Here is a 14,485-nt window from a genome sequence, read left to right as displayed (position 1 = left end):
CACGAATCATTACTCACAGTTGATTTAACTTGTTCGCCGTCGAAGATCGAGCCTCTGTACAGAAGGTTGTGTTTAGTTAAAACACTGTACTGAGCATACGCCGAGCGAAGCGAGGCGTTTCACCGTCAGAGCGCCGCTCTGACGAGTCCGCAGTCGTTCGCGGTGCTCACTCCTGCGGACACCGCATCGAGGTCGAAGGCCGAGATGCGGCCTTTTTCACCCATGTTTTTGGCCCGGGGGTGCCCGCAGGGAGCGAAGCGACCGAGGACACCCCCCGGCGAAAAAGATGGTCTTTACATAAAGTCCGCAATCCCGCTCTGCTTGTTGGTGTCGTCCTCGAAGATGCGGTTTATCTTCCGGTCGAGCAGTTCGATGCGCTGTTTGGTGTAGGTGCGACAGTCGAACTCCTCGGCGACGCGCGTGGCGGTCTCGATGTACTTGTTGACCGAGCCCTCGTGGACCGTCAGGTTCACGCGGCCGCCGCACTCCCGGCAGTCGCCCGAGAGGGGCATCCGCCGGTACTTCTCGCCGCAGTCCAGACAGCGCACGTCCTGCCGGGAAAAGGCCCGGAGGTTCCCGATCAGGTCCGGCAGGAAGTGGTACTCGATGATGCGCTCGGCGACGTCGGTCTCGTCGACCGCCCGGATCTTCCGCGAGAGGTTGAGCTGGGCGTCCATCTTCTCCTCCATCGACCCGAGCGTCTTGTACGCCGACAGCGCCGGCCCCGCGGCGATGTCCGCCGTGTCGTGGGTGTGGTCGAAGCCCGTGTACTCCTCGTCGGTCCCCAGCGTCGCCTCCGCGATAGTCATGACGTCCTCGACGTCCTCCGGGTCGGCCAGCTCGCGGGTCGCCTCGTAGAACTCCTTCGGGTACTCCCGCATGATGTCGATGTTGTGCGCCTCGTCGTCGATCTCCGCCGGGTCGATCCGAGAGGACATGACCAGCGGCGCGTCCATCTGCCCCCCTCGCTGGTCAGGCAGGAACTGCTTCGAGAAGTTGAGCAGCCCGTCCATGAGAAGCATCACGCAGTCTTCGTCGCCGTCGCAGTTCCTTCGCTTCGCGGCGTGGAAATAGGGATGAGCGTACCCAACTGCTGCTGTCGTGAATCCGACAATACGGCCGACGGTCGCGGCGCTAGTGTGGGGGGCCATCCCGAAGACGAGTTCGCCGACGAGGTCGTCGCGCTCTTCGAGGTTGTAGAAGGGGTCGAGGCCGTAGTACGACTCCAGCAGGTCGTCGACAAAGTCGGCGGTCTTGAGCATGTGCTCGGCGGCGCCCTCCGAGAGGACGACGTCCTGGACGTTGAGTTCGACCAGCTGGTCGTCGTGCTGGAGGGGCTGGCCGTGGATGTCCTCCCCGTAGCCCAGCGCGCGGAAGGCCTCGGCGGTCACGTCCAACTCGGAGGGGCGGACGGCCGTGACGGGGAGGTCCGTCATGTCGTAGCGGACGGTGCCGTCCTTGAACGCCGAGACGCCGTGTTTCGCGCGGAGGATGCCTTTCTCCATCGGTTCGGGCGTCTTCTTCTCCGAGGAGAGCCCCTTGACTGCCTTGAGCGCGTCGTAGGCGGTCGGACGCTCGTTGAGGTTTGCCAGCGCGTCCTTGAACTCGCTGTTGACGTCGACGACCTCGGTCTGTGTCGGGCGGGCGAGCGTCTCGCAGCGCGAACACTCCGCACGGCCGGACTCGTCGACCGCGACCTCGCTGTCGCAGTCGGGGCAGACGTAGACGGCCTCGCAGACGCCGCCGCAGTCGGGACAGCGGGGCTTGTACGTCCGGGTCCCGCAGTCGGTGCACTCCTGGCGGCCGACCTCGACCTCGACCTTGCCCTGGCTGTCGTCGTAACTGTCGCCGGCGACGGCGGCGTCGCCGACCTTCCGCTGTGAGCCGCCGGCGTCGCCGATGGGGAACAGCGTGTGGACCGCCGGCGAGAGGTCCCGGCTCTCGGATTTCTCGGGGCGTCCCATCCGGTTGCCGATGCGCGTCGGGGCGCGCTCGCGGACCGGGAAGGGGGCGATCTCGTTGACCGCGAGGATCGCGTTGGCGCCGTCTTCGGTCGAGGCCGCCGAGGATTCCAGCTGGGCGTCGCTGGCCTCGCCGCCGCCGTAGGTCCGGGCGCGCTCCGAGAGGTCGGCGGGAGTCCACTCCCGTTCCAGCGAATCTGAAAAGCCGAGGGTGCGGACGAGCGGGCGCCAGTCCGGGATCACGAGCGTGTCGTCGGTCTGGGTGTGCTCGACGAGCAGGTGTTCGACCGCCTCGCGGACCGGGGGGGAGCGCGGGAGCACGAGGTCGCCGGCGGCCGCGGCGCCCGCGTCGCGGTCGTGGCCGTCGGTCGCGGCGTCGTGCTGGACCGCTCCCGCACCGACGTCGTCGCGGTCCTCCGGGTCTCTCGCCACGGCGCCGTCGGTCTGCGCGACTCTGCCCTGCTCCACGGCGTCCGCGAGCGCGCACACCTCGTCGACGCTCAGGTCGTGCCAGCAGTAGGTGTATTTGGGGTGCAGCGGCGCGTCGTACTCGTCGGCCCAGTCGAGCGCTTCCTGGGCGCTGGGGTCCGACAGATCCACGTCCGTCGAGTCGCGCATGGCCTGCACGTCCGCGCCGGCCTCGTCGAACTCCTGGGCCCACCACTCGACGGTGTAAGAGGCCGGGGCCAGCGGGTGGTTGTTCTCGACGAACTCGCCGTAGTTGACGAGGTACTCCCCGAGGTCGATCACCTTCTCGACGCCGTTGCGGACTTCCAGCGCGTCCTCGGGGTCGTCGATCCGCCGGACCTCGCCGTTGGCGAGGCGGACGGTTGGCCCTTCGATGGTGTCGACGGGGACGACGCCCGCGGCTTTGCCGGGGCGCTCGGTCTTGATCTGGGTGCCCGTCGCGAGGAAGTCGTCGACGAGGTGCATTGTCGCCGGGTGGACGCCGGCGGTCGCGTTCCCGTGGTTGCGTGCACGGCCGTAGCGCAGACGGAAGCCGCCGGCCTCGCTCGGGTGCGAGAAGACGGGGCGACCGGCGATGAGGTCCCGCAGGAACTTCTTCGAAGGGTCGAGGCGGGGCGGGCCGGCCGCTTCCTCGCTCTCGTCGCCGTCGTCCGCTTCGGCGTCGTCTGCTTCCGCGTCGTCGCCCTCTCCGTCCCCCTCGCCGTCGGCGTCGCCCTCCTCTTTGCCGATGGTGCCGTCGATGAGGTCCTGAAGCCACGGCCAGTCGACCTCGTCGAGATTGCGGGTGTAGCGCTGGATCTTTGGGGCCTTCAACGCGATCCCCTCGGCCATGACGAGACACATCCCGCCGCGGGCGGAGTTGGAGTCGATCCGTTCGAGGTCCCGATAGCCCGAGACCTCCTCGTCGCCCGTGGCCTCGCCGTCGAGCATGATCGGCATGTGCTCGGCGATGAACTTGCTCTCCTTCTCCTTCGGCGTGTACTGCAGGCCCGTCTCCTTGTCGTAGAGGTCGATCTCCTCGGCGTAGCGACCGATCTCGTCGTCCCTCGCTTTGTACTGATCGATGCCGAGCATCGCGCGGGCGTAGTCCGCGACCAGCACCGAGAGCGCCTGCGCGGTCCCGCCCGCAGAGCGGATCGGCCCGGCGTAGTAGACGTTGACGAACTCCGTGCCGTCGTCGTTCTCGAGGATCTCGACGCGGTCGATCCCCTCGATGGGCGCGGCGACGACGCCCTCGGTGAGCAGGGCGACCGCGGTGCGGACCGCGCCCTCGACCTTCCCGGCGCGGGTGTCGTAGTCCCCCACGTCGCCGTCCACGAAGTCCGAGACGAGTTCGAGCGCCGCCTCCTCGCGGCTCATCTCGCCCTCCAGTTCGCGGACGCGCTCGGCGACGCCGTCGATGCCGAGGATGTTCTCGACGCGGTCGGCCATGTCGCGGGCGACGGGGATCTCCACGCCGTCGGTGGGGTCGCCGCCGCGCTCGCGGGCCGCCTCGGCCACCTCGAACGCGTCGTCCAGCCCCGACTCCAGTCGTTCGAAGTAGCGCTCGTCCTCGGGTTTCATCGTCGCGCTCCCATCACAGCGGCCAGAGGTCGAGCGCGGTCTCCTCGTCGTACTCCCGCTCCAGCGGCACGTCGAACTCGCGGACGTACAGCTCGCCGGCGAAGACGGTCGCGCTGTCGAGGTGCCCCGCCAGCGTCGTCCCGTCCTCCCGCGAGAGGACGGCGTGGGTGTGGGCGAACGGCTCGCCGTCGAGTTCGGAGACGTTGCCGACGCAGGCGGCCATCTCCAGCGGCTCGTCGAAGGTCTGGGGGTAGTACTCCTCGTCCTCCTGGTCGTAGTACAGTATCTCGGCGTCCTGCACCGCGCCGAGGCCGAAGAAGAAGGCGGCGTCGACTCCCTCGTCGGCGGCGAAGGCCTCGATCTGGGCGCGCCAGTCCGCGCCGTGTTCGAGGCGGGCGACGAACTCGCGAGCGCCCTCCAGTTCCAGGTAATCCATACCCACTACAGCGAGTGGCTCGACAAAAAACGTTTCCGACACCCCGGCGCGGTTCCGCGAGGACCGGGCTTGAAGGCGGGTGCCCCCGAACTCGCGGCCATGGATCTCGATCTAACCGGCGAGACGGCACTGGTGACCGGCGGCGGCCGCGGCAACGGCCGCGCCATCGCGCTCGAACTCGCCTCCCACGGCGCCGACGTCGTCGTCAACGACCTCGACGAAGACGTGGCGAACGACACCGCACAGACCATCCGCGATCGCGACGACGACAGCGACGCCGTCGGCGTCGCCGCCGACGTGACCGACGAGGACGAGGTCGCGGCGATGGTCGAACACGGTGAGGAAGAACTCGGGAGCGTCGACATCCTCGTCAACAACGCCGGCGTCGGCAACGCCGGACCGTTCCTCGACGAGGGCTACGACTCGGACTTCCGGCTGAACATCGAAGTCCACCTGTTCGGCTCGATCAACTGCACGCGCGCCGTCGTCGACGGCATGGTCGAGCGTGGCTACGGCAAGATCGTCAACATCACCTCCATCCACACCAAGAACGCCGTCGGCCAGTCCCCGCAGTACGACGTCGGCAAGTGGAGCCTCCTCGGCCTCACCAAGAGCCTCGCGCTCGAACTCGGCCGCGAGGGCATCCGCGTCAATGCCGTCGCCCCCGGCTGGGTGAACACCCGCATGACCGACGGCTTCTCCGAGGCCGTCACCGAACAGATCACGGAGCTCAACCCGCTCGGTCACTTCGCCGAACCCGAGGACATCGCCAACGGCGTCGCCTTCCTCGCCTCCCCCGCCGCCGACTACGTCAACGGCCACGAACTCCGCGTCGACGGCGGCCAGGTCCCCATCCCCGACTGGAGCCTCGACAACCGGTAATCGGACCGAGAGACGGTTTCACGCGGGTTTCGGCGAGTGAATTTGATTCTGGCGCGCGCTGTCGAGCGTGCCCGCCGCTTGGCGGGCCGCTCGAAATAGTCGCGCGAGGGATGAGAAGCGCAGCCTGCGAGCATCGCAATCGGTTGGGGAGGAATGTGGCTGTCTGCGGTGCTGTGCGGGGCGGTGCTGTTCCTGGTGGACTGAAAGGGCGAGGTCCGCTCGCGGTGAGCGTAGCGAACGGAGTCGCTGGGCGGGCCCTATCCGAAGGAGCGAAGCGACTGAGGATATCCCGCCCAGCGGCCGCGAGCGCGCCGAGGGCTTTCATCGCATGCTGTCGACGGCTGTTTCGAGTGCCAGCGAGCGCGCCGAGGGCTTTCGACTCTCACTGTCGAGTCCGGTCGGAGCAACTGCTAGCGACCGCGGAGAGAGGTCTCAGCGCTCACCGTCAGCTGCCGGAAAAGCCACTCCTGACGAGGGGAGAACGCGCCGAACTCACTCGGCGTCGACAGAGAAGACCTCGACGACGTTGCCTTCGGTGTCGCGGACGTGGAAGCCCCGGTAGCCGTCGATGTCGAAGATCCCGTCGGAGACGATCTCGGGAGCGAGATCCGCGATCCGCTCGTATTCCGAATCCACGTCGTCGACTTCGAAGTTCGGGACGCAGTTGTCGCCGAACTCGAACTCGTGGCCGTCGGCGCCGGCGTTGTAGAGACCGAAGTCGGCGCCGTCGAACTCGAAGATCGAGAACCGCTCCTCGGCCTGCTCGGGCGCCATCTCGAAGACGTCCTCGTAGAACGCGAGCGCCCGGTCCATGTCCTCGACGCCGACGTAGACGGTACTCAACTTCATCCGACCACCACCGAACTCCGGGCTACCACCGAGTTCCGGACTGCTCCTGAACGCTGTCCCACCACCGACGAACGCTGTGTCATCACCATCACACCACTGAGTCGACACGACCGCGTATAAACGTCCGCCACGGAGTGAAACTGTCAACCCGGACCGGTTCGACCCGAAACGGTACCCTTCACTCCCGGACGGCGACGAATCGCAATCGCCGGTAATCGGCCGTCCAGGCCCCGTCTTCCCCGGCATCGGGGTCAAAAATCTCCCCGCGGACCCTGTCTTCCACAGCGGCGACCACGTCGGCTTTCTCGTCGTCGGCGAGGTCGGCGAACAGCGAGTCGCCGAAGACGTCCAGCCAGCGAGCCAGCCCTTCAGCTCCGCCCTCCAGTTCCGTCGGCCGGTCGAACAGGCGGGCCAATCGCACCTCGAAGCCGGCCGACTCCAGCACGGCGGCCTGGTCCCCGACTGTCGGGAAGTGCCACGGGTTCGCCGCGTCGGCGCCCCGCTCGCGCAGTTCGGCCACCGCCGCGTCGACGATGGTCCCGACGTTCCCGGTTCCGCCCATCTCGGCGACGAAGCGACCACCGGGCGCCAGCGACTCCCGCACTCGTTCGGCCACGGCGGCCTGGTCAGCCTCGGGGATCCAGTGGAGCGCGGCGTTGGAGAACACCGCGTCGAACTGTCCGTCGACCGAGTAGGCCCGGGCGTCGGCGACGTCGAACCGCAAGTCGGGATAGCTCTCCCGCGCCCGCTCGACCATCTCGGCGGATTGGTCGACGCCGACGGCCGCCCCCGACTCGCCGACGGCGTCGGCGATCTCGGCGGTCAGGTGGCCGGTGCCACAGCCCAGGTCGAGCACGCGCTCGCCGGGTCTCGGGTCCAGCAGGTCGACGACGGACCCGCCGTACTCGTGGACGAACCCGGTGTCGCGGTCGTAGGCGTCGGGGTCCCAGTCGTTGGAGGCTCCGGAGCCGCCGTCGTTCGGAGCGTCGGCGTGGCGGTCCCCGGAGACATCGTCTGCCATACCGCGACTGGGCGCGCCCGGGCCCTGAACGTTGCCCCGGCGCGATAGGGACTCGCAAGCGAGCGATCAGTCGACCGGCGGTCGAACGCGCCGGCGACGAGTCGGGTCCGTCAGTCGGCCGTCGGCCCGACCTCGGCGGCGGACTCCTCGAAGAGCTGTCGGAGGAGTCGCTGCTGGCCGAGGCGGAGGTGGCGGTTGACGGTGGGCTGGCTGACGTCGAGCATCTCGGCGACGTCCTCGCCGGTGGAGGTGCGGGGCCACTCGAAGAAGCCGGCGAAGTAGGCGGTCCGGAGTACCTCCAGCTGGCGGTCGGTCAGCGCCTCGAACAGTCTGGTCGCGAACGTCCCGCCGGTCTCGTCGCCCCGCTCGACGGTCCGCCGGCTCGCGAGGTCGACGCTCGGGTGGGTCTCCGCGAGCATCTCGACGAACTCGCGGACGTCCGTCCCGGTCGGCACGTCGACGACCGCCTCGATGCCCGCGGCGGTCGCGCGGATAGACTGCGGGCCGGCGCCGTGGCGGACGAACCGCGAGGGCAGCGCCTCGCCGCCGACGGTCACCTCGAACAGCGAACTGCCGCCGTCGCCGTCCCCGTCGCTCTCGGCGTCGCCGTCGCTCACGAGGCGGTAGTCCGAGACCGAGACGAGGTCGTCGAGCGCCGCGGCGACGCGCTCGGCCGGCGCGCCGGAGACGGTGACGAACAGCCCGGTCTCCGCATCCGAGTGGGTGGACAGGCCGGCGAACTCGACCTCGCAGTCGGCCTCCGCCGCCAGGCGACCGAGCACGTCGTCGCCGGCGTCGAACTCGAGGGTGAGTTCGACCCGCTGGTCGGTGTGGAGCGCTCGCTGGGTCTCGACGGCGTTCATCGAGTGGGCGACGTTCTCCCCGAGTTCGGCGAACACCTCCCGTTCGAGGTCGCCGAAGGCGTCCGGCTCCGACGCGTAGACGGTCAACACGCCGTAGAAGTACTCCTCGAAGGCGATGGGGACGCTCAGCACCGACTGGAACCCCTCCGAGAGCGCGGCCTGGCGCCAGTCCTCGCGCTTGAGGTCGTCGACCACGTTGCGGACGACGGTGGGCGACTCCGAGACGGCCGTGGCGACGCCGGGTTCGACGCCGTCACCACCGGTCGCCAGCGACACCGTATCGAGGTAGTCGGCGCCCTCGCCCGCCCAGGCGCTCGGTTCGACGCGGTCGCCCGCGGGATCGAGCGACCCGATCCACGCGAAGGCCACGTCGTCGCTCTCGACGAGGCGGTCGCAGACAGCCGACTCGATCGCCTCGCGCGACTCGGCCTGGATGAGCGACTGGTCGATCCGCCGGAGCAGGTCGGTGATCTGGATCTGCCGGCGCAGGCGGCGGTTGCGCGCCTCCAGTTCGGCGTCGCGCTCGCGCAGCGTCTCCTCGCTGGCCAGCCGGTCGAACGCCGCCTCGGTCGTCGCGACGAGCGTCTCCGCCAGCCGCCGGGTCGCCTGGTCGACCGCCCGGTCGCGCGTGGCGACGACGAACACGCCGTGGTCACCGATCGGCACCAGCAGGCCACCCCCGACGTCCGGGCCGAATACGCTGGACTGGGCGACGGTCTGCGTGTCGTCGAACACCGTCGGCGTCCCCGTCACGTACGCGTTCCACAGCAGCGAGTCGCCCGCGCCGGCCCCCACCGGCGCCGCGTCGCACAGCGCCTCGAACCCCTCCGAACAGGCGAGCGCGTCGAGCTGGTTGGTGGTGTCGTCGAGCAGGTAGACCGCCACGCCCGCCACGTCAAGCACCGCGTGGGCCGTGTCGACGACCAGCTCCGCCGTCTCGGCGTCGTCCTCGACGCCGAGCAGCCCCCGCGTCGCCTCGTGGAGCGACTCCAGGGCGAGTTCGCGCTCCTTGCGCTCGGTGATGTCCTGGAGCGAGCCGCGGAGCTCGACCACCTCCCCGTCCTCGACGACCGGCTCGCAGATCGAGTGAACCCACCGCTCGTTCCCCTCGCCCGTGAGCACCCGGAACTCCGTGTCCCAGGGCTCGCCGCCCGTCCGCGCGCGTTCGATATCCCGGCGGTGGCTCTCCCGGTCGTCGGGATGGATGTACTCGAACAGGCCTTCGATCAGCGGCCCCTCTTCGGGGGGCACCTCGAAGATTTCGTAGACGTTGTCGGTCCACTGGGCCTCGTCGCCGTCCTCCCGGATCGTGGCCGTCCAGCCGCCGACGTCGGCCATCTCCTCGGCGCGGCTGAGGAGGTCCGTCGTCCGTTCGAGTTCGCGTTCGCGTTCCTTGCGCTCGGTGATGTCCCGAACCACGCAGATCTGTCGCCCGTCGTCGAGGACCGTCAGCGACAGCTCCTGCGGGAACCGCTCCCCGTCGGCCGTCACCCCGACGGCCTCGCCGCGCCAGTCGCCCTCGTTCGCGAGCGCCGGGAGGGCCTCCTCGGTGAGTCGCTCGCGCTCGTCGGCGTCGTAACACATCTGCCACGTCTCGCCCAGGAACGCCGACGGGTCGTCGTAGCCGTAGACGTCGGCGTGGGCCTGGTTGACGAACTCGTAGACCCCGTTCTCGTCGAGGATCGCCATCCCGTCGCTGGCCTGCTCGATCGCCGCCGAGCGGGCCGCCAGTTCCCGCTCGCGCTCCTTGCGCTCGGTGATGTCCTCGATGTAGCCGACGATCTCGGTCACCTCACCGTCCTCGTTCCGGACGGGGCCCGTCGACAGCGAGATGTCGATCACCTCGCCGTCCTTCCGGACTCGCTGGAGTTCCACGCCGGAGACGGACTCGCCGTCGAGCACCCGTTGGCGGACCTCGCCCGCGTCCCCCTCGGGCACCGCGGGGTAGGGCTCCCAGAGTATTTCCTCCTCGGTCCAGCCGAGGATGTCCTCCATGGCGTCGTTCCAGAGCGTGACGCGTCCGTCCGGGTCGGTCGCGGCGACCCCGACCGGGGAGGTGTCGATGAACTTCTGCAGGCGCTCTTTGGTCGTCCGCAGCTCCCGCTCGCGGGCCTTCCGGACGGAGACGTCGCGGCCGATCCCCACGAGGACGTGATCGCCGTCGGGGTTCTCCAGCCGCGAGGCGACGAACTCGTACGGGATCCGCTCGCCGTCTTTCGCCAGGACGGACGCCTCGACGCGGCCGTCCTCGCCCGTCGAGAAGACCGACGCGATGGCCTCGGCGATCGCCCCGTGTTCGCTCTCCGGGAAAAAGTCCGTCCCGTGCATCGACTCGATCTCCGCGTCGGTGTAGCCGGTCACCTCGCAGAAGCTCTCGTTCCACCGCTTGATCCGCCCCGCGTCGTCGAACACGTAGAACACGTCGTCGATCGCGTCCAGGATGTCCTCCGTGTACTCCCGGTACTCCTCGAGGCGCTGCTCGCGCTCGTGCAACGCCTGTTTCGCCGCCTTGCGGTCCGAGACGTCCCGGCCGATGCCGACGATGACGGTCTCGCCGTCGGGGTTCTCGATCCGAGAGGCGACGAACTCGAAGGGTATCTGCTCGCCGTCCGCGGTCAGGAACGGCGCCTCGACGACCGTGTCACCGGTCTCCAGCGCCGTCTCGATGGCCGCGACGATATCGTCGTGGTCCTCGTCGGCGAAGAAGTCGGTCGCGTGCATCGACGCCATCTCGTCGTCGCCGTAGCCGGTCACCTCCGCCAGCGTCTCGTTCCACCGCTGGAGACCACCTTCGGCGTCGAGCACGTAGAACACGTCGTCGACCGCGTCGAGGATCGCCTCGGTGTACTCCCGGTACTCTTCGAGGCGCCGCTCGCGCTCTCGCAACTCGCGCTCGGCGGCCTTCCGCTCGGTGATGTCGCGGCTGATCCCCATGAGCCCGATTATCTCGCCCTCGTCGTCGCGGTAGGGGTACTTGTGGTCGAGGAAGACCCGCTCGTTCCCGTGGATGGGGCGGATCACTTCCCTGGAGACCGACTCCCCGTCCTCGACGACTCGCCGGTCGTCCGCGCGGATGTCTTCGACGGTCTCCTCGTCGAAGAAGTCCTCGTCGGTCTTCCCGATCACGTCGGCCGGGTCGGCGTCGAAGGGCGTCGCCACGGCCTCGTTCGCGAACTCGTATCGGCCCTCGCAGTCCTTGATGTAGATCGGGTCCTCCGTGTTCTGGACGATGGCCTCCAGCTGTCGTTCGCGCTCTCTCCGCTCGGAGATGTCGCGACCGAGCCCGACGATGACCCGCTCGCCGTCTGGGTCCTCCATGGGCGAGGCGACGATCTCGTAGGGGATCCGCTCGCCGTCTTTCGTCTGCATCCTCGCCTCCAGCGGCACGCCCGCCGCCCGGTCGATGTTCGTGATCCCCCGCCGGATGGCGTCGCGGTCTTCCTCGGCGATGAAGTCGGTCGCGTGCATCGACGCGATCTCGTCGCCGTCGTAGCCGGTCACCTCCGTCAGCGTCTCGTTCCACCGCTGGAGGTCCCCCTCGCTGTCGAGGACGTAGAACACGTCGTCGATAGCGTCCAGAATGTCGTCGGTGTACGACCGGTACTGCTCGAGTTCCTGCTGGCGCCGCTTGCGTTCGGTTATCTGTCGGGAGACGCCAAGCAGGCCCCTGATCTCCCCGTCCGCGCCGCGCCAGGGGACTTTCGTCGTGAGGTTCCACTCGTCGGCGTGGTCGACGTACTCCTCCCTGTTGACGAGGGGCTCGCCCGTCTCGATCACGTGCAGGTCGTCCTCGTAGGACTGCTCGGCGAACTCGGCGTCGAACACTTCCGGGTCCGTCTTCCCGATGATCTCGCCCTCGGTCAGGTCGGGGCCCGACTCCGCCGCGAACGCGGTGCTGTAGCGGACGTGGCGCGCCTCGCGGTCCTTGACGTAGATGTGCAGCGGCAGCTGCTCGAAGACGGCGTCGAGCAGCGACCCGCGCCGCTGTAGTTCCGCCTCCCGTTCGACGCGCTCGGTCACGTCCTCCTGGAAGCCGACGAAGTGGGTCACCTCCCCCGCGTCGTTCTCGACCGGCGCCAGCCGGATCCGGTTCCAGAACTCCGTGCCGTCGTTACGGTAGTTGCGCAGCTCGACCGTCGTCTCCTCCTCGGCCTCGATAGCCCGGCGCATCTCCGCAACCGGCTCGTCCGCGGTCCCCTCCCCCTGGAGGAACCGACAGTTCTCGCCGAGGCATTCCGCCTCCTCGTAGCCGGTCAGTTCCTCGAATCGATCGTTGACTGACACCAGCGGACAGTCCTCCGCGGTGGCGTCGGCGACGGTGATGCCGACCGGCGCCGAGTCGATGACCCGCTCGCGGAGGTCCCGCTCGCGCTCGCACTCGGACAGATCGTCGGCGAGCCCCGCGACCGCCTCCGTCAGTTCGCCCAGCGCTCCCTCTCGGTCGGTCTCGAAGTCGACGTCCTCTCCCCGACGGGCGCGCTCTATCCGCTCCGTCAGCGCGGCGATGGCGTCCTCGCCGTCGCTCGACGCCGCCAGCGCGACGACGCCCGTAGCGAGCAGTCCCCCGACGGCTCCCGGACCGCCCCGCAGCGCCGACGGCCCGTGCGCGGCGACCGCGGCGACGGCCGCGGCCCCGAACGCGAGCGCGACGAGCGCCAGTCCCGCGCGGCGACCGCCCCCCCGACGGTCGCTCGCGAGATTCGACTCTGCGCCCGTTCGACTCGGAGGGGGGTCGTCGGCTCGCTCGATGCGGTCCCCCGTGTCCCCGGCGCCGCCGCCGAAAGCGTCGCGGATCGAACCAGCGTCCATTGGTAGCCTTTGAAAGCACGTGCAATTAACCGTTACTTCCCGAATACGTGACACGTCGCTACCAGTAACCGTCCGGAACTTCCCCGCCGACCCCGCTCTCCGGCGGCTCGGCGCCGCCCCCGCGCAGCAGCCCCGGCCTACTACCGGTAACGGATCGCTACAAACGGCTGTCTCGGTGGCGGACGCGCGAGAGTCTCGACGGTCCAGCGTGGATCGGGTTCCGAGGTGGGGCTATACATATTGCCCCTTTCCACGGGCACCTGTTATTCACGTAGCGGCCAGACCGATACCGGTAGTCGACGGAGGGAGAAGTATAATGGACGGCATGGCAGTTCACGACACCGGCGACCAGGTCAGTCTCGAAGTGATAGAAGCGATCGCGACCGTGACCGGCACGGACCCGTTGACGATGGATCCCCCGCTGTACGACGTCGTCGACACGGACGCGCTCGACTCACTCTACGAGAACGGAGCGGTGGCCTCGGTCGAGTTCGAGTACGATGGCCACACGGTCGTCGTCGACGAGGAACGGACGGTCACGATCGACGGGAGGGTGGCCTGACGATGTCGACGCACACCACCGAGACCACCGACGAGGCGATCCGCGAGACCTACGAGGAGTACGACGTCGGCGACACGCGCCTGGCCATGATCGCCGACCCGGAGAACGAACACGCCTGGATCCAGTCCGACCGAACCGAGCCCATCGAGCAATGAGGACGCGGGGTGGGTGTGCGGCGAGCGAGCCACGCGACGCCACGCGGAGTGAGTGAATGACGATGACCGACTACCACGACGCGACCGCCTCGGCGCGGCCGAGCCTCGAAGAGGCGATCGAGGTTCTCTGCGTCGACGACGACCCCGACTACCTCGAGCTGATCGAGGCGTCCCTCTCCGAGCACGATGACCTCTCGATCCGCACGGAGACCGTCTCCTCCGCCGCGCTCGACGCGGTGGACCAGGTCGACTGCGTGGTCAGCGACTACGACATGCCGGGGATGGACGGCCTCGGCCTGCACACCGAGGTTCGCAAGCGCTCGCCGACACTCCCGTTCGTGCTCTTCACCGGGTCGACCCAGGAGGAACTCGCCGAGCGGTTCCCCGACGACATCTGGACGGAGTTCCTCCGGAAGGACGACCCGAAGACGGCGATGCCGATCCTCGCCGGTCGGATCCGTCGCCTCGTCGACCACCACCGCACGCTGCAGGCGGCCAACCGCAGCCTCACCGCCATCGAGGCCGCCCGCGACGGCATCGCCGTCGTCGGCCCCGACGGCACGATCACCTTCGCCAACCGCGTGTTCGCCAGCCGCCTCGGCCTCGAACCCGACGATCTGGCGGGCCGCCCCTGGCAGACGTGCTTCCCCGACGACGAGGTCGAACGCCTCGAATCGACCGCTATCGAGACCGTCCGCGACAACTGGCAGTGGACCGGCGGCTGCCGCTACGCGTCCGACGACGGCGCGGAGTTCACCGCCCAGACCCGCGTCACCGGCCTCGACGACGGCAGCCTCGTCTTCTGTCTCACCGAATCCGACGACTGAGCGGTCTTCGCTCGATAGAGCGACGTGCGCCTTCTCGCGACGAACTTCGCTACTGCTCGCGTTTACGTGGTTTTCGCTCGCTCAAACCA

Annotated in this window: 9 protein-coding genes; 4 read left to right on the top strand and 5 right to left on the bottom strand. The window is 68.6% G+C overall.

Features of this window, described 5'->3' with window-relative positions; all coding sequences use genetic code 11:
* Window positions 1-293: 293 nt before the first annotated feature.
* Together ACMGFH_RS16785 and ACMGFH_RS16780 are read right to left on the bottom strand one after the other, a co-directional pair.
* On the bottom strand, window positions 294-3,992 hold the full coding sequence (locus tag ACMGFH_RS16785) for a DNA polymerase II large subunit (protein WP_415379607.1): 3,699 nt from the start codon (window positions 3,990-3,992) through the stop codon (window positions 294-296).
* Window positions 3,993-4,005: 13 nt separating this feature from the next.
* Window positions 4,006-4,428 carry a PPC domain-containing DNA-binding protein gene (locus tag ACMGFH_RS16780; protein ID WP_415379606.1) on the bottom strand — a complete coding sequence of 141 codons (423 nt, stop codon included), beginning with the start codon at window positions 4,426-4,428 and terminating at the stop codon, window positions 4,006-4,008.
* Between the two features lie 99 nt (window positions 4,429-4,527).
* Here ACMGFH_RS16780 and ACMGFH_RS16775 point away from each other — a divergent pair, with 99 nt between their 5' ends.
* On the top strand, window positions 4,528-5,310 hold the full coding sequence (locus tag ACMGFH_RS16775) for an SDR family NAD(P)-dependent oxidoreductase (protein ID WP_415379605.1): 783 nt from the start codon (window positions 4,528-4,530) through the stop codon (window positions 5,308-5,310).
* Window positions 5,311-5,802: 492 nt separating this feature from the next.
* Here the strand turns inward: ACMGFH_RS16775 and ACMGFH_RS16770 are convergent, their stop codons facing one another.
* The 3 genes from ACMGFH_RS16770 to ACMGFH_RS16760 all read right to left on the bottom strand — a co-directional run bounded on the left by ACMGFH_RS16770 (window position 5,803) and on the right by ACMGFH_RS16760 (window position 12,852).
* Window positions 5,803-6,159: a VOC family protein gene (locus ACMGFH_RS16770; RefSeq protein ID WP_415379603.1), complete on the bottom strand. Its 357-nt coding sequence runs from the start codon at window positions 6,157-6,159 to the stop codon at window positions 5,803-5,805.
* Window positions 6,160-6,337: 178 nt separating this feature from the next.
* On the bottom strand, window positions 6,338-7,180 hold the full coding sequence (locus ACMGFH_RS16765; RefSeq protein ID WP_415379602.1) for a class I SAM-dependent methyltransferase: 843 nt from the start codon (window positions 7,178-7,180) through the stop codon (window positions 6,338-6,340).
* Between the two features lie 110 nt (window positions 7,181-7,290).
* The gene (locus ACMGFH_RS16760; protein WP_415379601.1) at window positions 7,291-12,852 is read right to left on the bottom strand and encodes a PAS domain S-box protein; all 5,562 of its coding nucleotides are present in this window, start codon (window positions 12,850-12,852) and stop codon (window positions 7,291-7,293) included.
* Window positions 12,853-13,168: 316 nt separating this feature from the next.
* Between ACMGFH_RS16760 and ACMGFH_RS16755 the strand changes: the two genes are divergently transcribed.
* From ACMGFH_RS16755 to ACMGFH_RS16745, 3 genes are all read left to right on the top strand, one after another.
* Window positions 13,169-13,414: a HalOD1 output domain-containing protein gene (locus tag ACMGFH_RS16755; RefSeq protein WP_415379600.1), complete on the top strand. Its 246-nt coding sequence runs from the start codon at window positions 13,169-13,171 to the stop codon at window positions 13,412-13,414.
* A gap of 2 nt (window positions 13,415-13,416) precedes the next feature.
* Window positions 13,417-13,569 (top strand): hypothetical protein, encoded by a 153-nt coding sequence (locus ACMGFH_RS16750; RefSeq protein WP_415379599.1) that lies wholly within the window; start codon window positions 13,417-13,419, stop codon window positions 13,567-13,569.
* A 62-nt stretch (window positions 13,570-13,631) separates the two neighbouring features.
* The gene (locus tag ACMGFH_RS16745; protein WP_415379598.1) at window positions 13,632-14,396 is read left to right on the top strand and encodes a response regulator; all 765 of its coding nucleotides are present in this window, start codon (window positions 13,632-13,634) and stop codon (window positions 14,394-14,396) included.
* Window positions 14,397-14,485: the final 89 nt, after the last annotated feature.

Source organism: Halosimplex rarum (assembly GCF_047715405.1).
GTDB classification, from domain to species: Archaea; Halobacteriota; Halobacteria; order Halobacteriales; family Haloarculaceae; genus Halosimplex; species Halosimplex rarum.
This window is presented reverse-complemented; position numbering and strand designations above follow the sequence as displayed.